The organism is Novosphingobium capsulatum NBRC 12533, from assembly GCF_001598375.1.
Classification (GTDB): domain Bacteria; phylum Pseudomonadota; class Alphaproteobacteria; order Sphingomonadales; family Sphingomonadaceae; genus Novosphingobium; species Novosphingobium capsulatum.
In genome coordinates this window covers 16,708-36,588 of the sequence record NZ_BCYV01000030.1, presented here as the reverse complement: position 1 = coordinate 36,588, position 19,881 = coordinate 16,708, and the positions used below count along the sequence as shown (strand labels likewise).

Sequence of the window (19,881 nt, the reverse complement as noted above, 5' to 3'; positions counted from 1 at the left end):
TCGTCCCACGACGCGGCGTTCGTGTTCAGGCAGCACGCGACCAGAGCCGGTCGTTCATCTCATCTCTGGTGAACGTCCGGTCCTAACGGAAGCTGCCTATCGAGGCCAGTCAGTCTTGCAGCGTGGCCGAGTTCGAGACTGCCTTGCGCTCTGAACATCAACGAGAGGGTATTGACTGGGCGAAGGACGATGCCGAAGGGCAGCACTTCACCGCAGTTGCCCTTGAGACACTAAAGGAATGGGGGGCCGATCCTAGCAGCGGATGATCGGCTAATCGGACATATCTGCATTCCTCCATGCCGTTGCCCTTGCTATAGAATTCGCGGGGCAACTTAATGGGGGATCTCAGATCGATGGCCGAGCGTGCGTTGGGCAAGATGCTCGATCTGATGGAGCGCACCGTTAGCTTGGAGTTTCGAGTGCTTGGCGGTCGCGTCTTTGCCCACCATGCCGAAGCTGATCGCCTTGATCGCCAGACCATCGAACTGAAGTGCGAGCAGAGTGGCAGCTTCCTGACCGGCTCCAGTGTCATCATCGGTGATGAGCATCACGACCGAGTCAGCCTTTTTGCCGAGGATGACGAAGACCGGGATGAGGGCAAGCCGGTCGAAATGGAAGACGGCTGGCAGCTAAACCAGATCGCCACAATGCTAAACATCCATGAGGTTGACGCCGACTGGATCGCCCAAAGCGCGACCAAACATGATGGCAAACCACTCGTCGGTCGTTTCGAGTATTTTCCTCGCATCAACACCGACGATGGCGTCGTCAACGACAAGCGCCCCAGCGCGTCCGCATGGATCGGCGTAGGCCCAGAGACATTCCGGCTCCTGCGTGAGCGTATGCTCGAGTTCAAGAAATGGGAATTTGCCGTCGCGATCGACGTACTGTTTCCCGAGGGCACGGTCGAGAGCGGCTTTATGGGTCGCACCGTTCGGTGGGATGGCAGCAAGCCGCTCGATGTGCAGAGCGCGCGCATCGTGTGGACAAAGGAGGATTGGTCCCCCGACTTCCATGCGAAGGAGTGCCTAGCGCCGAAGGCGAAGGCTGACGCCGCCTATGACCCGCCACGGGAACACCTCGAGCTGATCAGCCGGATCGAGCGCCTTGAAACCCAGATCCAAAAGTTGGCTACGCCCATGTGGACCGCAGCCGTTCTGCTGCTAGTCCTTATATTCCTGACGAAACGCTGAGGTTCGCGACAATGGATTGGATCGTCGGACTTCTCATCATCGGTGCCGTCGGCTGGCTCATTTTCCGGCCTAAGAAATCTGCGCCCGCCGCAAAGATCGAACGAGCGCCCGCTCTACCCAGGCCCCCTGTCTATGAGGGCTATCGGGACGAGTTGAAGCGCAAGCCCATCGAGGAACTGGACGAGGATGAGCAGATCATCCGTCGCGCTCACGACACCTTCAAAGCGTCGCAGGCGGCCCGCACGGCAGAGTATCGCGCCAAGCAAGATGCGCTTGCGTCGGACCAGAACAAGATCAAGCGAGCGACCGATTTCATCGACACCAGCAACCTCGATTTCGCCCTGCCGTTCGTGCAGGAGGAAACCCAGTATTGGCCTGATTGGATCGTGAACCAGAACGGTAAGTGGTCCCCGCCGCTCTCCGTCACCGATCTCGCCAAAGGTGAGAACGGCGAACCGTCGAGGGCCAGGTGGATTGAACTGCGCCCGGAGAGTGGGCCCCTTTACCGGATCGAGTTCGAGGCATCGCGAATGCCGACCGACGATGATTTCGAGCATGGCTCCATGACCCTCTATTTCGATGGCGAAGAGGTGCTGGGTATGCTCGTGAAGCGGAACTGGACGAACGAATGGGACCGCTGGAAATTCGCCATAGTGGAAAGCCTGAAAGTCGGGCCGTGGATCGAGGGCTTCATCCAGTTCTACACCCAACTTCGTTCGATAAAGGAAAACAAGTCGGAGGATACGCCCAACGACTATTTGCGCGCGAAGGCGGCTAAGATCGATATGGGCGGCGCCGACCGATGCTGGAATTGAAGATCGGAGCGGCGAACGCAGGTATGGGATGGATGGAGTTCGTCTCGTCGCTCGTCGGCTCGCTGGCGTGGCCTGTCGCCGCCGTCATCATCGCTGCGATCTTCCATAAGCAGATCGCCGGCTTGCTTGCCAAGATCAGGAAGCTGAATTGGGGAGAAGCATCGGTCGAACTGGCCGAGCAGTTGGACAAGGTGGAGGACAAGGCGCGCGTGGCCGAGGCCGAAGCCGAGATCCCGGCTCTGCCAGAGCCGATACCCGTGGTGCCTGATGACCGCTTCCAATCGCTGCTCACCATCTCCCCCAGCGCGGCAATTCTCGACGCATGGAAGCCGGTGGAACGCCGCCTGACCGATTTGGGGAAACAGCACTACGGGAACGAGCTCAAGTATTCCGTGTCACATAAGGTCGCCGAGCGTTTGGCGGCAGACGGGCACCTAATGTCCTCGGTCGTCAGCATGGTCGGCGACATGCGGAAGATCAGGAACGAGGCTGCCCATATTAAGGAGGTCAGCGTGACCGATGCGCTGCGCTTCCAAGAACTCGCCACGCAGGTGATGTCGCTCTTGAGCCGTTCCTAACGCTCTGCCCGATGCCGTCGCGCCTCTAGGAGAAAACCTCGATGGCCAAGAAGCCCGAAATCCCCAAACGTCTCGCGGCCCGCATCCGCGGCGCACAGAAAAAGGTGCGACAGGCCCGATTGTCGATCAAGGCTGACGAGTTCAACGGACGTCAGATCAGGTCACGGCTCGACAGCTTCGACCGCAATCCCGATGCTTTCGCCTCGCGCCACTATGGCCGTCATGGCGTGGACAGCTATCCTGTTCAGACCAACATCTCCCGAAACCGCGAGCGCATGGATTACATCGACAGCAAGCGCGAACAGCGGATTGCCGATCTCGCGGACGCCGAGGCCAATCTAGATCTAGTGGAGGCAGCGGTGCTTGCCGAGGTGTCGCGCATGAGGCCGACCGCTGGCCGCGTCCCTTGGCCTCGCAAACTGCCCAGCTTCGCGAATTACAAGGAAGAGGTGACGCGCGAACTGGAGCAGCTTCGGGTCGAGCATGAGCGGTATCTAGAACAGGTTGAGGCCGATCATCAGGCAGAACTCCGCGCGTTGGACGAGGAGCGTGACCGCGAAGATGCGATCCAACTGGCGGAACTCCGGGCGCGGCGCGCGACCATGACGGCAGAGCAAATCGGGAAGGAAAAGGCCGCCGCGCAGTTCATTGTCGATAGTTTGAAGTCCGGCGCGTTCACTGCCCTCGACATCATCACCCACCTACGATCGAAGTCTAAGCGAGGGCCAGCTACATCAGAATAGCCGTAGCCCGATTCGTCACCAGGACCATAATCTCGGGTTTGCCCAAATCGCTGTTCCAGTACGCGTTCACGGAATGATGGAGGCGGCCGTTATCGTAGAGCCATGAGGTGAAACGGCTGCGCCAACCGGCCCAGACTTGCTCGTTCCCCCGCTACTGCTCGGAGCCGCGTGAACGGCCTCTACATCCTAAACCGGTCATTCGCTGTCGCCATCCTGAACGACCGGTGTGTCCCAGTCCCGGTTCGAGCGAGCAAAAGCTGTGCTTTGCTTGAGATGGAAACGCTGTCTGTTTTTCACCCCGCCTGTCGCGCCGTCGCCTCCAGCAGGCCAATGCGCTCCGAACAGATGGCGTGAACCACACGGCCTAGTTCCTCGACCTGCTCGCCCAGCCAGGCCAGTTCCTCTTCGTTGATCCGATAGTGCTTGGAATAGCGCGCTTTGACGTAGGCTTCCTTGAGCTTCTCGAACATGGCGCGCTGCTTGCGGTTGTCAGTGGGCCAGACGTGGACCAGCCGGACGTCCAGCCGTTCGGCTTGGGTGCGCAAGAAGCCGAGATTGTGGACGTGTGGCGTGTAGAAGGTTACCACCAGAAGAACGCAGTGATAAAGGCTTTCAACAGCTTGGTGAAATTCAAACGCCGCATGCTTTAGTAGGCCCTGCTCCACAGCGAATTTTGCCAGTTTCACGCGCCCGCTCGCCGCTGGCATCCACTCCTCAAAATACTCCTTCGCCATGGCCAACGCCGCATGCGGCGTCTTCGGCTTGGGCTGGTGCAATTCGGTGTCGTCGCTCTGGTAGAGCGCGATGCCATCGCGGGCCACGTCCATGAAGAAATAGCGCCCATGGGCAAGGCCATCGTTCACCTCCTGCAGGGTGTGAACGATGAAATTGACCGGTGTCTTGACCGTGCCGGCAAAGCCATACTCGCGCATCAGCCGGTCATCGACCTTGGCCCAGTACTTGACCCGGTCGGTCAGGCGCTTGTCGTTGACGATGATCAGCAGGTCATAGTCCGACTGGTAGCCCTTGGCGGTGTGCGGCTCGTCGACCCAGCCGCCGCGCGCATAGCTGCCGTAGAGAATAACCTTGAGAATGCGGCCCTTCTTCTTCCACTCGTGCGAGGCCAGAGCCAGCGCGTCCTCGAATTCCTCGAAGACGATCTGCACCACGCGTTCCAGCTCACGCTGCTTGTTGGCGGGAAGATGGTCGAGATCGCTGCGCATGACATCGGTACCCTGTCGCGATGGCTGCCCGATGGCAAGTCATCGGGCGGCCTGAATTTTTCACCACGGCCACCAGCGCTGCCACCACCGGCCATGGACTGCCCGCAAAAGCCGCGAAAGCGCACACGCCAATTCCCCCTGCACTTCCTCCACGGTAAGGCCATGGCGCTCGGCAAGGTCCTGGTACGATGCGCCCTCGAAACGCATGGCGGTGAAGATCGCGCGCTGGCGCTCGGTCATCCGCCACAAGGCCCGTTGCCCTCGTCGGCGGAATCTCCGTTGGCAGACCGGCCGTTTCATGCGGCCAGGGCCTCGGCCTGGGGCTGTTGCGCCCACATCCAGTCTGCCGCCTGCTGCGCCTTGCTGGCAGCGGTAAAGATCGCCCTGGGATCGTGCTGGAGCAGCGATAGCCAGGAGGCAATATAGGCGGCATGATCACGGCGGGGGTGATGGGCCAATCCCAAGTCCGCCAGAACAAACGATGCGGTGAATTCGGCGCAGGCCTCTTCGATCGGCAACCAGTCTTCCTTGAACCGGTCCTGGAACCGCCGATCGAGCCGATGCGCCGCCCCGGTGGCATGGCCGCATTCATGGAGCAACGTGCCGACGTGGTCGACCGGACTGCGGAATGCCGAAAAATGCGGCATGAAGATCGCATCGAGGTCGATCCGGTAATGGGCATCCCACGCCCCTTCCCGCACCGGAATGCCAAGGGAGGCCACGAACGCCTCGGCATGCGCAACCCGTTCGGTTTCGGGAAGGATCGGCAGCGCCCTGGGCTGGTAACCATCAACCTGCGCCAGGTTGAACACCGTGAAAGCGCGCGCAAACATGCGACCTGGCGCAGCCTGTCCATCGTCACCACCGGCTTCCTGCCGGTCGGCGATCGGCTTCCACAGCACGACTGCGGTTCCGCGCTCTCCTTTGCGGACCTGCGCGCCGAGTGCCTGCCACTGGCGATAGGTACCCCACTGACCACTGTTGTAGCCCCGGTTCTGCGCCGCCGCCCACAGCACCAGGACATTCATGCCGCGATAGCGCCTGGCGGTCGCGACATTCTCAGGCCGGGTCACGGCGGCCCCATCATGGTGCCAGGGCATGCGCCATTCGCCGGCGCCAGCCTCGATGGCAGCGACCAGTTCTGCAGTGACCTGGGCATATACGTCATGACGCGAAGACATGAGCAATCTCCTGCAAAGGCGCCCCCGGGCCGGAGGCGCACAAAGACCAGCGGGGGCCGCGCGCGGCCCCCGCTGGCGGGACATCAGGTTGACGATCAGGCGGCTTGGGCCGGCGCTTCACCATCCTGCTCGAGCGGCGCCTCATCGCTTGGGGCGCAAGGAGCGGCAGCGAACGAGAGAACAGACGGCACCCAGGCGAGTGCACGCTGCCTGACCTCGGCCTCCACGATGGTTTCCCCGGCACAGAGCCGCGCGGCAAATCCGGCCAGTTCGGCCTTGTTGCTTGCGCTGTGCCGTGACGGCAGTTCGGGATCGATTTCGCGCAAGACATCGAGAATCTGCGCCTTGCGCAAACGGTCGAAGAAGCCCTCGGCGGTCGGTCGCCAGACGTCGGCCACCGCAATGCCGATCATCGCCCCCAATTGCGTGTGAAATGGCCGCTCGTGCGCCCCACTGGCCAGGCTGGCGGTCAGGCCGCAACCAACGGCAAGCGCCAGCCACGACAGGCGTTCGGCCCAATCCAGTGCCCGGAAGGCCTGGAACGACTGGAACGGGTCCTCGCTCTCACTCCACGACCGCGGCAATCCTGCGGCATGGGACGCCAGGGCCTGCGCGGCGTGCGACGGCGGCACTTTGCCGAGACCTTTGGGATCGGCCGCGTCACAGAGACGAATGGTGCAACCGGTCGCGGCCAGATGGCCCGGCTTGGCAACGCAGCAAGCGAGGACGAACATCGCCAGGTCCAACGCCAGGTCCGGTTCGCGGGCAAGACGAAACACGAGCACGTCGCGTCGGTCCTTCGCAAGTTGCTCTTCCAGTGCGCGGGAATACCCTGAGGCGATCGGTGAAGTGCCGCCGGCCGCAGCACCCGCACTCTCTTCCACCGCCATGGCCGCGCCACCATCACTATCGTCGTCGAGACCGGCCGGATCTTCGGCTGGCGTGCGGTAGTACATATCGAGCAACTGCGGCCGGCCGGCACTGTCGAGCAGCAGGAACGTGCCGACGTGCGGGCGATCGCTGTCCGGAATGATCGGCGCGCTGCGCTGCAACCGCTCGCGCTCGGCCACCAGGCCGTCGTATTCTTGTTCGTAGAGTGCGCCCTCGCTGCCATCGGGACAGGCGTCCAGGCAGTCGGCCAGCTCCTGCATCCGCGCGTCGATAGCGGCGACCCGTGCCAGTGCTTCGGGCGTCGGATCGGCATGGTCCGGCCAATAGATTTCCAGTCCCGCCGTTTCGCGATGCGAGAGATAGGTTGCGAGACACGGGCGCACCCAGGCCAGTCGGCTGCCCAGCGCGGCAACATCCGCTTCATGGGTGAGCTTGCGCAGTGCCAGGTCATAAGCAAGATCGACGTCGAGCCAGCTCCCCCGCCCAGCTTCGCTGAACAGGTCACGTTCGACGCGGCCGCCGCAGGCCTCGTATTCCGCCTCCCCCAGGAACAATGCGACGGGATGATCACTGGCCAGAACGTCGGTCGCCAGCGCCCGCCGGATCGCTTGGGGATTGTCGCCCTGCCAGGTATCGGCGAGCCGCTGCCACACGGCCAGTTGCCGGGCATGATCGGCCGTGGCGCCATAGGCCATCGCGATATCGAGCGTGATTGCACCCTCTGCCAGGGCAGCGAAGATCGGCGGGGCAAGATCGGCTAGACGCAGGCGACCTTCGACATGGCGGACCGTTACCCCGAAGCGGCGCGCGACGGCCGCGGCATCGGCACCCTCGTCCATGACGTCGCGATAGGCCCGCGCTTCATCGGCCGGCGCCATGGCTTCGCGCAGGATGTTTTCGGCAAGACTGATCTCGCGCGGACTGGCTTCGCCCGTGGCCAGCAGGCAGACATCGACCAGCCGGTCAGACGGCCAGAGGCCACGCTCGATCAGGAGCCCGATCGCGCGGCAGCGGCGACCGCCGGCATGGACATCGTAGAGCGACTTGCGCCCTTTGGCTGGCGTGACGACCAGCGGCTGCAGCAACCCGTGCTCGGCAATGCTTGCCGCGAGCGCCTCCAGGCCGGCATCCCGCGCGATCGTGCGGACATTGGCCTGCGACAGGCGCAGCTTGGCGTGAGGAACAGCAGTGGTTTGCATGAGAGGTCTCCGGGACCAGGAACGAGACCCGGATCAGGGGAACCTTTATGCTCCCGGGGGGCCTCAGCCCCCCAAATCCCCCTTCCCTCTCCCAGCATTTCGCCGCCGCAGACACGGCGCCGCCCGCCAACCACCAGACACCAACCACCACCCTCGACCGCATCCGGCGATGGCAAATCCGACACAGCGTCAACGATAGGCATGCCGCCGCAATGGTGGGAGCGTCGCCGGATTGCGGACGGGCACGGGCGGCACGGGCACCTGCTGAATCGTCGCGACCGGCGGCGCCGGCATGGCCACGATGCGCGCCGGCGGCAGGCAGTGGTCCGCCCAGAGTTGCATCACTGCGCGCCGCTTGCGGAAGAAGTCCGTGCGCAGGTAGGCTGCCTTGGTCTTGTTGCCGATGGAATGGGCAAGGCAAGCTTCGGCCACTTCATCGGCCGTGTCGGTTTCGTCGGCAACCCAGTCGCGAAAGCTCGAGCGAAAGCCATGGACCGTAGCAGGCACGTCCATGCCGCGCACCAGTTCGAGCAATGCCATATCCGTCAGAGCCGCACCCGAAATCGGGCCAGGAAAGATGTATGGATTGTCGTCGATCGACAATTGTCTGGCGCGACGCAGCACGTCGGCCGCCTGGCGCGATAGCGGGACTATATGCTCGACCCCCATCTTCATGCGCTCGGCCGGTATGGTCCAGATCGTCAGGTCATCATCCACTTCCGACCACAGCGCATGCCGGACCTCGCCCGAACGGACCGCGGTGAGGATCAACAATTCCAGTGCCAGCGTGCCGGCGCTCATCGGCTTGGCGCGCAGGGTATCCAAAAAGGCAGGGACCTCGAAATGGGGGAGCGCGGCAAAATGCCCCTTGCGCTTGGGTTGGCGGGGCAAGCCGCGCGCGAGCGAGCGCATCGGCGCTTCGCTGTCGCGCAGACCCTTGGCATAGCACCAGTCCAGCACCGCACCGATCCGCTGCCGCACGCGGCGCGCGGTTTCCGGGATATCCAGCCAGATTTCAGCCAAAACGTCGCGGATCATCGGCCCATCGATCTTGTCGACCGTGCGCTTGCCCAACTTAGGAAAGGCATAGAGTTCTAGGGTCTTGATCCACTGCTGCTGGTGCTTGCCGTTTTTCCAGCCCTTGCACATCTCGGCATGGGCCCGCCGGGCTGCCTCCTCGAACCGAGGGATCCTTTTCTTGGCCTTGCGCCGCTCCGCAGCGGGATCGCCGCCCTTTGCAACTTGTGCACGCAGAGCGGCCGCTTCGAGACGCGCGTTCTTCAGTGAAATGTGCCGAGCGTCGCCGATGGTAATGTCGTTGCGTGTGTGATGGATCTGAATCCGCAGCACCCACCTCCTGCCACCGGCAGGCGAGATGCGCAGATACAACCCTTCGCCATCAGCATAGCGACCAGGTTCGTGGAGCGCGTTGACCATGGAGTTGGTGAGCTTTCCCATGCCCGGAATCTATCACCGGAAGGCCCGGTTTCAAACCGACCGTCCCTGCGCTAGCCCACACTCTAGCCCACACTTCGCGCTTCGACGGCTTACCCAGCAAAAATAAGAGCTTCAGAAAAAGCACCTATTTTTCCGTGCCTTGCGTCGCATTTTAAGGTAGCCCGGCGTACTGCCGGAGGGGGCACATGGCGGAGAGGGTGGGATTCGAACCCACGGTACGGTTGCCCGTACACCGCATTTCGAGTGCGGCGCATTCGACCACTCTGCCACCTCTCCATGAAGTGCCGTGCGTCAGGCGGCGTGTGCCGCCCCGGTCGAGGACCGCGCCACTAGCGTACGATTCGGGCCTTGCCAAGCGGAAAGAGGAGTTATCCCCAGCCTGATATTCCCCAAAAGCCTTGCTTGTTTCGCAAGTGCCGCAAACCTATATTCGCTCCATGTCCATCCATGTCGAAAATACGAGCTACTTTTCTCCCCAGGCCGGCCGTCAGATTTCCGTACCGGCCGTGAGCGAGGCGCTCTTTGCGATCGGTGACGTGGTGCGCCATCGCCTGTTCGGGTTTCGCGGCGTGGTGTTCGATATCGATCCGGTCTTTGCCAATAGCGAGGAATGGTACGAATCCATTCCCGAAGACATGCGCCCCCTGCGCGAGCAGCCGTTCTATCACCTCCTCGCCGAGAACGATGAAAGCAGCTACGTCGCCTATGTCAGCCAGCAGAACCTGGCCGCCGATGCCGAAGCCGGGCCGGTAGACCATCCGTCGCTGCGCGAGATGTTCGACGGGTTTGCCGACGGGCGCTATCGCCTGCGGCGCAGCCTGTCGCACTGACCGGCCGAAACAAACGAAAAAAGCGCCGTTTCCCCGGGGAAGCGGCGCCTTTTTCGCATATGTGAAACCTTCAGGCTTTCAGCTTCCAGCCCGTGCGCAGCAGGGCATAGAGACCAAGGCCAAGGACCAGGTTGAGCACGCCCAAACCGATCGCGCCATGCAGCACGGCCATGTTGCTGCTGCCGATATCGCTTTGCCCCAGAAAGCCATAGCGGAAGCCCGAGATCACGTAGAAGATCGGGTTCATCCGGCTGACCGTCTGGAACGCCGGCGCCAGGCGGTCGATCACATAGAACGTGCCCGACAGCATCGACATCGGCGTGATGATGAAATTGGTTACAGCCGCGTTGTGATCGAACTTTTCCGCCCACAGCGAAGTTGCCACACCGATCAGCGACAGCAGGATCGCCCCCATCAGGCCAAACCAGATGACGGCCCAGGGATGGCGCACTTCCAGCGACACGCCCGGCCAGAACATCATGGCAGCCGACACGGCAAGGCCGACCAGGATCGCGCGCGATACGGCAGCGCCCACCAGGGCGGCAAGCAGTTCGCCTTCGGAAACCGGCGGCATCAGGTAATCGATGATCGTGCCCTGGATCTTGCCACCGAGCAGCCCGAAGCTGGCATTGGCAAAGGCATTGTTGATCATGCCCATGGCGATGAGGCCCGGCGCCACGAAGCTGGCAAAGGGCACGCCCAGCACCACGCGGCCACCGCCGCCCAGCGCCAGGGTAAATATCATCAGATAAAGCAGCGTGGTTACCGCAGGTGCCCAGATCGTCTGGGTCTGCACCTTGAAGAAACGCCGCACCTCCTTCATATAGAGGGTCCAGAGCCCGACACTGTTGAAGCTGCGGAAAATCGGCTGTCCGGGCGGTGGAAAACCGGCTAGATGCCCGTAGGCATGACCGGCGGCGGTGCCCGCAAAGGCATCTGCCGGTTCAAGCGGTTTCGTTTCTCCGGTGCGGGACGGGAATTGGTTGGCCATGACGGGCGCGGTATCGCGCGCGGCGGCCGATGGCAAGAAGATGAAAGGGCAAGGGACGCACCCCTGGCCCATGCAAGGGTTTTCGAACGGATGAGCTGGACCGACGAGCGGATCGAGAAACTGACCAAGATGTGGGAAGGCGGCGCAACCGCCAGCCAGATCGCTGAAGAGCTTGGCGGGGTCAGCCGCAACGCCGTGATCGGCAAGGCCCATCGCCTGGGCCTGAAGGCGCGCCCTTCCCCGGTCAAGGCTAACGACAAGAGCGAGCCTGCGGCCGCGGCCGCACCCAAGCCGGCAAAGCCTGCAGCGCCGCCCGCGCCGCCGGTTGCCGAAGCGCGCCCGGCCGCACCCAAGCCGACGCCTGCCCCCGCCCCGGTTGAAGCACGCCCGGCACCAGCGCCACGCCCGGCGCCAGCTGCGCCGGCTGCCTCGCCCCCGCCGGCCGCCAGCGCTGCTCCGGCCGGCGACGCGGCGCCTGCGCCCGCAGCGCCGACGCCGCGCGTCGTTTCGGTTGGCCCGGGCGGCTTCCTGCGCCAAGGCCCCGGCGACCAACAGGCACCGATCCCGCCTGCGCCGCCGCGTCGCCTGGTGCCGGCACGGCCCAGCCCGGAAATCGCCGACAAGACCAGCCTGCTCGATCTCAACGATCGCATCTGCCGCTGGCCGATGGGCCACCCGGGTGAACCTGACTTCCATTTCTGCGGTGAGAAGGTGAACCCTGGGTTCCCCTACTGCGTGGAACACTGCGGTCGCGCCTATCAGGCGCAACTGCCGCGTGGCCACCGCCGCCCGCCCCCGCCGATGCCGTTTGGCGGGCCGCGCGTGCGCTGAACCATCCGTAATCCAGCCGGGCCTGACGCCCGGTTACCACGGTTCTACGCAAGGCCGCGACCCTTAACCGGGTTGCGGCCTTGTCGTTTTGCCGGCCATGGGGAAACACGATCACCGGCGGGCCGAGAGCCCATTTCAGCGCCTGTGGCACAGGCTTGGCCTGGCGGGAGACAATGCCGCAGCCGGCGATCTTGCAGAAACGGCCGAGGCGCTTGCCGGTCGGCGGGCCTTGCTGGCACGGCTGGCGGCGCTGCTGGTAGAGCACGACCTGCCGATCAGCCCGTTCACGCTGGTGATGGCGCATGATTGCGTCACTGGCGCAAACCCTCGCCTGGCCGAATTGCTGGTACAACGCATCGCCGCCGGCCTGCCGATGGACCTTGCCTGGCTGGAACAGGCGCTACGCCATCCGGCGCAGGACATGGCCGCCGAACAGCTCGTCACCCTGCTGTGCCACGTGCGCGAAAGCCTGACCGCGTTCGATCGCAGCACGCACGATGCCATGCAGGCCAGCGACGACTTTTCCGACAGTCTGCAAAGCCACCTGGCCGACATGGCACAGGCCGGCGCCGACGAGGCACTGGTGCGCAAGCTGGCCGATGCCGCCCGCGCCATGCTGGTTCAGGCAAGCCAACTTCATGCCGAACTTGCCGCCAGCCGCAAGCGCAGCGCCGAATTGCAGAGCACGCTGGAACAGGTTCAGCGCGTTGCCGATGAAGACCACCTCACCGGGCTGGCCAACCGCCGCGCGTTCGAGCGCCAGTTTGCCCAAGCGCTGGATCTGGCGCGCCGCACGGCCGCGCCGCTGTGCCTGGCGGTGGTGGATATCGATCATTTCAAGCACATCAACGATCGCCACGGCCATGCTGCCGGTGATCGCGTGCTCAAGGTGATTGCTGAAACCATCGCCACGCTGCGCGATTGCGAATGCTTTGTCGGCCGCATTGGCGGGGAGGAATTCGGCGTGCTGTTTCCCGGCCATAACCCCGGCCAGGCGTTGGCCCTGCTCGATGGCGCGCGGGCCCGGGTTGCCGAACGACGCATGATCAACCGCAGCACCGATATTCCGTTCGGCCTGGTCACGATTTCCGGCGGCATTGCCGATGCCGTGGCCTGTGGCGACCTGGAAAGCGCACTCAGCGCGGCAGACGGCGCGCTCTATGCCGCCAAGAACGCCGGGCGCAACCGCGTCATGCTGACAGACCGCGCGCAGCCGGCCGGGCAACGCGCCAGGCCCTGACGCAAGAAAGGCCCGCACCGGGCGGTGCGAGCCTTCCTTGTTGCCATCAGGCCGGAATGCCTCAGTCGTCAGACTTGAGGAACGCCGGCATGTGATCGGGAGCCGGGCCTTCGTCGCGGTCACGACGGGGGCGATCGCCACCTTCGCGACGCGGACCACGATCGCCATCGCGGCGCGGGCCACGATCGCTGCGCGGGCCACGACGGTCACCACCGCGATCACCGCGGTCGCCACGATCACCGCGCGGTTCACGCGGTTCGCGCGCCGGGCGGGTATCTTCCAGCGCTTCGCCAGTTTCCTGGTCCACTACGCGCATCGACAGGCGCACCTTGCCACGGTTGTCGATCTCGAGGACCTTGACCTTGACTTCCTGGCCTTCCTTGACGACGTCGCCGGGCTTTTCCACGCGCTCGTTCTTCATTTCCGACACGTGGACGAGACCGTCCTTGCCGCCCATGAAGTTCACGAAAGCACCGAAATCGACGATGTTGACGACCTTGCCGTTGTAGACCTTGCCGACTTCCGGTTCTTCGACGATGCCGAGAATCCAGTTCTTGGCCGCTTCGATCTGCGAGAGATCGGACGACGAGATCTTGATCAGGCCTTCGTCATCGATGTCGACCTTGGCACCGGTTTCCGCGACGATTTCGCGGATGACCTTGCCGCCGGTGCCGATCACTTCGCGGATCTTCGACTTGTCGATCTGGAGCGTCTCGATGCGCGGAGCATGGGCCGACAGCTCGTTACGAGCCGAACCCAGCGCCTTGGTCATTTCACCCAGAATGTGCGCGCGGCCTTCCTTGGCCTGGGCCAGGGCCTTGCGCATGATTTCCTCGGTGATCCCGGCGATCTTGATGTCCATCTGCAGCGAGGTGATGCCTTCGCTGGTGCCGGCCACCTTGAAGTCCATGTCGCCCAGGTGATCTTCATCACCCAGGATGTCGGACAGGACGGCAAAGTCCTTGCCTTCCAGGATCAGGCCCATGGCGATGCCCGAAACCGGGCGCGCGATGGGAACGCCAGCGTCCATCATCGACAAGCAGCCGCCGCACACCGTGGCCATCGACGAAGAGCCGTTGGATTCGGTAATGTCGGACAGTACGCGGATCGTGTAGGGGAACTCGTCCTTGGTCGGCAGCACCGGGTTGAGCGCGCGCCAGGCCAGCTTGCCATGGCCCACTTCGCGGCGACCGGGGGCGCCAAAGCGGCCCACTTCACCCACCGAATAGGGGGGGAAGTTGTAGTGCAGCATGAAGCGCTGATAGCTCAGGCCGTCGAGCCCGTCGATCATCTGCTCTGCATCCTTGGTGCCAAGGGTGGTGGTGCAGATGGCCTGGGTTTCGCCGCGGGTGAACAGCGACGAACCGTGGGTGCGCGGCAGGAAGCCAACGATCGATTCGATCGGGCGAACCTGGGTGACGGTGCGGCCGTCGATACGCTGGCCATCCTTGATGATGGCGCCGCGCACGATTTCGGCTTCCAGCTTCTTGAGCGTCTTGATCGCCACCATCTGCGTCTGCGGGGTTTCATCCGCAAACAGCGTCTTGGCCTTGGCGCGCACGTCGTTCAGGGCGTTCGAACGGGCCGACTTGTCGGTCAGCTTGTAAGCCGCCGCGATATCGGCGCCAACGCCCTTCTTGAGCTTGGCCTTGATGTCGGCGGTGTTGTCCGACAGGTCGATTTCCCAAGGATCCTTGGCGGCCTTTTCGGCCAGCTCGATGATCGCGCCGATTACCTTGCGGCTTTCGTTGTGGGCAAAGACCACCGCGCCGAGCATTTCCTCTTCGGTCAGCTCCTTGGCTTCCGATTCCACCATCATCACGGCAGCATCGGTTGCGGCGACCACCAGGTCGAGGCGGCCAGAGGCAGCTTCGGACAGCGACGGGTTGAGCTGGTATTCGCCATCCTTGAAGCCGACGCGCGCAGCGCCGATCGGGCCCATGAACGGCACGCCCGAGATGGTCAGCGCGGCCGAGGCGGCAACCAGCGCGACGATATCGGGTTCGGTCTCGCCGTCATAGCTCATCACCTGGCAGATGACGTTGATTTCGTTGTAGAAACCTTCGGGGAACAGCGGGCGCACCGGACGGTCGATCAGGCGCGAGACCAGCGTTTCCTTTTCGGTGGCGCCGCGTTCACGCTTGAAGAAGCCACCGGGGATGCGGCCAGCTGCGGAAAACTTTTCCTGATAGTGCACGGTCAGCGGGAAGAAGTCCTGGCCTTCCTTCACCGACTTGGCGGCGGTCACCGCGCAAAGCACAACGGTTTCGCCATAGGTTGCCAGCACGGCACCATCGGCTTGGCGCGCAATGCGGCCAGTTTCCAGAGTGAGGGTCTTTCCGCCCCACTCCAGCGATACGGTCTTGACGTCGAACATGAATATTCCTTCGCCCCACGGGCCCTATTGCCGGCGGGATTTGCTGCCGGGGTGCCGTCCCGGTCCGGTGTGGGGCTTGGCCCCGTGGTGCCTGCGCCGAATTGCGCGAGGCGCCTTTGCCTTACCATGGATTGCGCCAGCGCCGAATGCCTTTTGCATCGGATCGTGGCCAATCCAGGCCTGTCTGCCTTGATAGGCAGATCTACAACGGTCCGCCGGGTGGCGGCCGCCGCCAGCCTCGCTGGCGGATCTACAAACAAAACGGCCCGCCGGGTGGCGGGCCGTCTGTGAACTTACTTACGCAGACCAAGCTTCTGGATCAGCGCGTTGTAGCGATCGACGTCCTTCTTCTTCAGGTAGTCGAGCAGCGAACGACGCTTGTTCACCATCTGCAGAAGGCCACGACGCGAATGGTTGTCCTTGTGGTGGCCCTTGAAGTGTTCGGTGAGGTTGACGATCCGCTCGGTGAGGATAGCCACCTGAACTTCGGGCGAACCGGTATCACCGGCGGCGCGCGCGTTGTCCTGGATGATTTCCTGCTTCTTTTCCGGGGTCACCGACATAAGTATTCACTCCGCGACATGCTCAAAGGTTGAAACCCCGTTCAACGCGCAAGGCGCCACCTGCCAGCATGACCAGCGCGACCGGCTTGCCGCCGCACCGCGCCCACCATAGCCCGTCAGGAAAGGGCAACCCCGAAAGAACGCGGCCCTGGCGGACCGCCCCGGCCTGTTCGGGGTTGAGGTCAAGAGCCGGGATGTCGACCAGCCCTGCCTCCACAGGCAAGATTACGTTCTCAAGGGCCGCGCCTTGGCCCCAATCGTTCAATTTGTCCAGCGAAATCGCCTGATCCAGGGTGAACGGCCCGGCCTTGAGACGGCGCAGCATGGTAACATGGCCGCGCGTGCCAAGGGCCAGGGCGATGTCGCGCGCCAGGCTGCGGATATAGGTGCCCTTGGATACATCGGCCTCCAGCGTGGCACTGTCCAGCGCCGCGTCGCTGCCCTGGGTTTCCAGCACGCGCAGCGCATGGATGGTCACGTTGCGGGCGGCCAAGACCACGTCATGCCCGGCGCGCGCCAGGTCATAGGCGCGCTCGCCATCGACCTTGAGCGCGGAATAGGCCGGCGGCACCTGGGCAATCGGCCCGGTAAAGGCCGCCAACGCCGCATCGAGCGCGGCGCGGGTGGGCCGCACCGTACTGTGGCCGATTACCGCCCCTTCCAGATCGAGCGTATCGGTTTCTGCGCCAAAGGCCACGGTGAAGGCATAGGCTTTATGCGCATCGAGCATGCGCCCGCACAGCTTGGTTGCCTCGCCCACGGCGATCGGCAGCACGCCAGTGGCCAGGGGATCGAGCGTGCCGCCATGGCCCACCTTGCACTTGCCAAGACCGCGCGCACGCAGGTTCCGCTTCACCGCCGCCACACCCTGGGTCGATCCCAGGGTCAGCGGCTTGTCGAGAATGATCCAGCCATCTGCCATGGCCGCGCGCCCTAGCGGCTGCGCGCCGCTCTGTCAGCCCTTTGGCGCAGGGCGCGTCAGGCCGCAGGCTTTGCCGGCGCCGCCTTCGCCTTCATCGGCGGGCCAGCCACTTTCACCAGGCTTTGCACCGGATAGCTTTGCCCGTGCACCACCACGCTGGCGAAACGGTCAAAAGTATCGGTGCCGCGTGCATCGAACCCGATCGCTTGGGCAAACGGCAGATCGAACGCCGGGCCCATCAGGCTGGCGCGATACCACTGACCGCTCTGATCCTGTACATAAAGCGTGCTGTCGCCCTGGGCACGCCAGTCGCGAATGCCGCCGTGGTTTACGAAGGGAATCGAGGCCTCGGCCGGCTGGGCCGGGCTTGCCGGCGCCTGGGCGAGAGCGGGGGTTGCGGCTAGCGCCAGCGCGGCCAGTGCAGCAATGCGGATCATGGGCCAACTCCTTGTCATGTCGAACCAATGGTATCGACATGGGCAGCGCGCCCGCGCGATCAAGCCCGGCGCGACAATTGGCGACCAAGCTGAAAGTACGTTAATCCCCCTGCAGCATCAGCCCAGCGGGCGGCCTGCTACCAGTTCGGCCAGCGCGATGTAGTGGTCGGCCAACCACGTCACCGGCGGCACCACGACCGCACGCACCGGATCGAACGATGGCATCATCCAGGGCAGGACCACCAGCAGGACCAGCATGATCGGAAAGCCCAAGGGACGCAGTCGGGCATAGGCCTGCGCCGCCGGGCGCGGCAGCAGGCCCTCGACGATGTGCGATCCATCGAACGGCGGCAGCGGAAGCAGGTTGAAACAGGCAAGGAACAGATTGATGGCCAGGAAATTCACCAGGTTCGCCGCCACGAACTGGGCCACCGCGCCAGGTCCCGGCGCCAGCCGCGCCATGATCCCCAGGCCCAGCGCCGCCACCACGGCCAGGGCAAAGTTCATCGCCGGCCCGGCAGCGCCCACCAGCATCATCGCTCGGCGCGGATGCGGCAGGCCACGCACATCCACCGGCACCGGGCGGGCCCAGCCAAACACCGGCGCATGGGCGAGCGCGAGCATGCCAGGCAGGATCACCGTGCCTACCGGATCGACGTGGCGCAGCGGGTTGAAGCTCAACCGCCCCATGTCCTGCGCGGTGTGATCACCCAGCAGGCGGGCCATGCGGCCATGCGCCACTTCGTGAAACACGATGGCCACGATCATCGGAATGGCCACCGTGGCGAGGCTGTACAGCGTGTCGTTCATGGCCGTGCCATCCATTCGTCGCGTAGGATCGAAAACAGCACCGTGTCGCGCACCCGGCCCGTCCAGGTGCGGCGTTCGTGGCGCATCACGCCTTCTTCCACACCGCCCAGCTTGCGTACGGCGGCCTGGCTGCGGGCGTTGATTCGATCAACCTTGAACACCACCCGCTCAAGCCCGCAGGCAAAGGCATGGCCGAGCATTAGCCGCTTGAGCCGGCCGTTGAACCCCGTGCCGCGCAGCGCCGGCACGATGTAGCTGTTGCCGATCTCGATCGACCAGCCTGGCGCGCCATGCTCGATCCAGCCGGTCATGCCCACCACTGCGCCATCGGCCAGCACGGCATAGATCCGCCGTGCGGTCCCGCCTTCAAGCAGGCGATCGAACTGTGGGTCGAAACTGTCGCCCAGATAATCGTGCGGATAGACCGCCCATATCTCCTGATCCTGCGCGCAGGCCGCGCGCAGGCCTTCGCGGTGCCGCTCTGCCAGCGGCTCCAGCACCAGGTTGCCCTCGGCCAGGGGAACGTAAAGGCCATCGCTCATGGGTGTTCGTCCTGGCGCAGCGCCGCGCTGAAATGCGCGCGGCAAAGAGAAAGATAGCGTTCGTTGCCGCCGATTTCGGTCTGCGCGCCTTCGCGCACGGGGTGTCCCTGCGCGTCGACCCGCAGGTTCATCGTCGCCTTGCGGCCGCAGTGGCACACCGCCTTCAATTCCACCAGGCTATCGGCCAGGCCAAGCAGCGCGGCAGAACCTTCGAACAGGTCTCCGCGGAAATCGGTGCGCAGGCCATAGCACAGCACGGGAACGCCCGCGCGATCGGCCAGATCGGCCAGTTGCCATACCTGTGCCCTGGTCAGGAACTGCGCCTCGTCCACCAGCACGCAGGCGAGCGGCCCCGTGGCCAGTTCGGCGCTGACCGCCTGCCACAGATCGGTTTGCGGGGAAAAGCGGTGGGCATCGGCATAAAGGCCAACGCGGCTGGCAATGGCCCGCCCCGGCCCAAGGTGTTCGGCGCGATCATCGAGCGCGGCGGTCCACAGCATCGTCGCCATGCCGCGCTCGTGATAGTTGAACGCGGCCTGGAGCAGGTTGGTCGATTTGCCAGCGTTCATGCTGGCATAATAGAAATAGAGCTTGGCCATGGTGGCGCGAGGCGGTGGCGGGGCCGATCAGCCCTCGCCCTCTCCCGCTGCATCCTCGCCCAGATCGCGGCGCACGCGCGGATCAGACAGCAGCGCGTCGATCCGAAATGCCTCGTCAAAGCTTTCGTCGGGCAGGAACTTGATCCGCGCGGCATATTTCAGCTTGAGCCGGCCGGCCACTTCCTTCTGGAAATAGGCGGTGTGCGTGCGCAAGGCCTTGAGCACGATCTCCTCGTCCTCGCCCAGCAAAGGCTTGATGAAGACGGTGGCGTGGCGCAGATCGGGCGACATGCGCACTTCGGTAACCGACACGGTATGCGCGCTGAGCACATCATCATGGACGTACTGGCGCGTGAGCAGTTCGGACAATACGTGGCGCACCTGCTCGCCCACCTTGAGCAGGCGGACCGAGCGTTGTTCGGGAGAGGCATTCTGGCGGTTCATCGCGCCCTATATGG

The 19,881-nt window shown here is 63.9% G+C and carries 21 protein-coding genes and 1 tRNA gene; 7 read left to right on the top strand and 15 right to left on the bottom strand.

Features of this window, described 5'->3' with window-relative positions; all coding sequences use genetic code 11:
- Positions 1–353: 353 nt before the first annotated feature.
- The 4 genes from SCA01S_RS20050 to SCA01S_RS20035 are packed head-to-tail and all read left to right on the top strand — an operon-like array spanning position 354 to position 3,329.
- Positions 354–1,193, top strand: coding sequence for a hypothetical protein (locus tag SCA01S_RS20050; RefSeq protein WP_157089063.1), 840 nt, complete (start codon positions 354–356; stop codon positions 1,191–1,193).
- The gene (locus SCA01S_RS20045; RefSeq protein ID WP_167542926.1) at positions 1,142–2,008 is read left to right on the top strand and encodes a hypothetical protein; all 867 of its coding nucleotides are present in this window, start codon (positions 1,142–1,144) and stop codon (positions 2,006–2,008) included. The genes SCA01S_RS20050 and SCA01S_RS20045 overlap by 52 nt, the downstream gene beginning before the upstream one ends.
- Complete coding sequence (locus SCA01S_RS20040) at positions 1,996–2,586, top strand: hypothetical protein (protein ID WP_157089062.1); 591 nt, start codon at positions 1,996–1,998, stop codon at positions 2,584–2,586. The genes SCA01S_RS20045 and SCA01S_RS20040 overlap by 13 nt, the downstream gene beginning before the upstream one ends.
- A 41-nt stretch (positions 2,587–2,627) precedes the next feature.
- Entirely contained in the window at positions 2,628–3,329 is a 702-nt protein-coding gene (locus SCA01S_RS20035; protein WP_062788491.1) for a hypothetical protein, read from the top strand.
- A gap of 293 nt (positions 3,330–3,622) precedes the next feature.
- On the opposite strand, the gene SCA01S_RS20030 is transcribed toward SCA01S_RS20035, so the two are convergent.
- The 6 genes from SCA01S_RS20030 to SCA01S_RS20005 form a co-directional block, all read right to left on the bottom strand.
- Positions 3,623–4,552: a nucleotidyltransferase and HEPN domain-containing protein gene (locus SCA01S_RS20030; protein ID WP_062788489.1), complete on the bottom strand. Its 930-nt coding sequence runs from the start codon at positions 4,550–4,552 to the stop codon at positions 3,623–3,625.
- 60 nt (positions 4,553–4,612) lie between these two features.
- Complete coding sequence (locus tag SCA01S_RS20025) at positions 4,613–4,852, bottom strand: sigma factor-like helix-turn-helix DNA-binding protein (protein WP_062788487.1); 240 nt, start codon at positions 4,850–4,852, stop codon at positions 4,613–4,615.
- Entirely contained in the window at positions 4,849–5,733 is an 885-nt protein-coding gene (locus SCA01S_RS20020; protein ID WP_062788485.1) for an ArdC family protein, read from the bottom strand. The genes SCA01S_RS20025 and SCA01S_RS20020 overlap by 4 nt, the downstream gene beginning before the upstream one ends.
- A 95-nt stretch (positions 5,734–5,828) precedes the next feature.
- Complete coding sequence (locus SCA01S_RS20015) at positions 5,829–7,823, bottom strand: ParB/RepB/Spo0J family partition protein (protein ID WP_062788484.1); 1,995 nt, start codon at positions 7,821–7,823, stop codon at positions 5,829–5,831.
- A gap of 189 nt (positions 7,824–8,012) precedes the next feature.
- Complete coding sequence (locus SCA01S_RS20010; protein WP_062788482.1) at positions 8,013–9,281, bottom strand: tyrosine-type recombinase/integrase; 1,269 nt, start codon at positions 9,279–9,281, stop codon at positions 8,013–8,015.
- Positions 9,282–9,467: 186 nt separating this feature from the next.
- Positions 9,468–9,557, bottom strand: a tRNA-Ser gene (locus SCA01S_RS20005).
- A 161-nt stretch (positions 9,558–9,718) separates the two neighbouring features.
- Between SCA01S_RS20005 and hspQ the strand changes: the two genes are divergently transcribed.
- Positions 9,719–10,111 carry a heat shock protein HspQ gene (gene hspQ, locus SCA01S_RS20000; protein ID WP_022677885.1) on the top strand — a complete coding sequence of 131 codons (393 nt, stop codon included), beginning with the start codon at positions 9,719–9,721 and terminating at the stop codon, positions 10,109–10,111.
- 70 nt (positions 10,112–10,181) lie between these two features.
- Here hspQ and SCA01S_RS19995 read toward each other — a convergent pair whose 3' ends face one another.
- Positions 10,182–11,102 (bottom strand): ABC transporter permease, encoded by a 921-nt coding sequence (locus SCA01S_RS19995; protein WP_062788505.1) that lies wholly within the window; start codon positions 11,100–11,102, stop codon positions 10,182–10,184.
- A gap of 90 nt (positions 11,103–11,192) precedes the next feature.
- Between SCA01S_RS19995 and SCA01S_RS19990 the strand changes: the two genes are divergently transcribed.
- Entirely contained in the window at positions 11,193–11,933 is a 741-nt protein-coding gene (locus tag SCA01S_RS19990) for a GcrA family cell cycle regulator (RefSeq protein ID WP_062788480.1), read from the top strand.
- Positions 11,934–12,030: 97 nt separating this feature from the next.
- The gene (locus SCA01S_RS19985; RefSeq protein ID WP_062788478.1) at positions 12,031–13,173 is read left to right on the top strand and encodes a GGDEF domain-containing protein; all 1,143 of its coding nucleotides are present in this window, start codon (positions 12,031–12,033) and stop codon (positions 13,171–13,173) included.
- Positions 13,174–13,234: 61 nt separating this feature from the next.
- On the opposite strand, the gene pnp is transcribed toward SCA01S_RS19985, so the two are convergent.
- From pnp to rbfA, 8 genes are all read right to left on the bottom strand, one after another.
- On the bottom strand, positions 13,235–15,550 hold the full coding sequence (gene pnp, locus SCA01S_RS19980; RefSeq protein WP_062788476.1) for a polyribonucleotide nucleotidyltransferase: 2,316 nt from the start codon (positions 15,548–15,550) through the stop codon (positions 13,235–13,237).
- 293 nt (positions 15,551–15,843) lie between these two features.
- Positions 15,844–16,113 carry a 30S ribosomal protein S15 gene (rpsO, locus tag SCA01S_RS19975; RefSeq protein ID WP_022677134.1) on the bottom strand — a complete coding sequence of 90 codons (270 nt, stop codon included), beginning with the start codon at positions 16,111–16,113 and terminating at the stop codon, positions 15,844–15,846.
- A 22-nt stretch (positions 16,114–16,135) separates the two neighbouring features.
- Entirely contained in the window at positions 16,136–17,035 is a 900-nt protein-coding gene (gene truB, locus SCA01S_RS19970) for a tRNA pseudouridine(55) synthase TruB (RefSeq protein ID WP_062788474.1), read from the bottom strand.
- Between the two features lie 56 nt (positions 17,036–17,091).
- A complete protein-coding gene (locus tag SCA01S_RS19965; RefSeq protein ID WP_157089061.1) occupies positions 17,092–17,472 on the bottom strand; it encodes a DUF6491 family protein in 381 nt (126 codons plus the stop codon).
- A gap of 117 nt (positions 17,473–17,589) precedes the next feature.
- Positions 17,590–18,282, bottom strand: coding sequence for a site-2 protease family protein (locus SCA01S_RS19960; RefSeq protein WP_062788501.1), 693 nt, complete (start codon positions 18,280–18,282; stop codon positions 17,590–17,592).
- A complete protein-coding gene (locus SCA01S_RS19955) occupies positions 18,279–18,824 on the bottom strand; it encodes a GNAT family N-acetyltransferase (RefSeq protein WP_062788472.1) in 546 nt (181 codons plus the stop codon). Before SCA01S_RS19955 ends, SCA01S_RS19960 begins: the two co-directional genes overlap by 4 nt.
- Positions 18,821–19,423, bottom strand: a complete 603-nt coding sequence (locus tag SCA01S_RS19950; protein ID WP_022677129.1) for a thymidine kinase — start codon at positions 19,421–19,423, stop codon at positions 18,821–18,823. Before SCA01S_RS19950 ends, SCA01S_RS19955 begins: the two co-directional genes overlap by 4 nt.
- Positions 19,424–19,450: 27 nt before the next feature.
- Positions 19,451–19,867: a 30S ribosome-binding factor RbfA gene (rbfA, locus tag SCA01S_RS19945; RefSeq protein ID WP_022677128.1), complete on the bottom strand. Its 417-nt coding sequence runs from the start codon at positions 19,865–19,867 to the stop codon at positions 19,451–19,453.
- Positions 19,868–19,881: the final 14 nt, after the last annotated feature.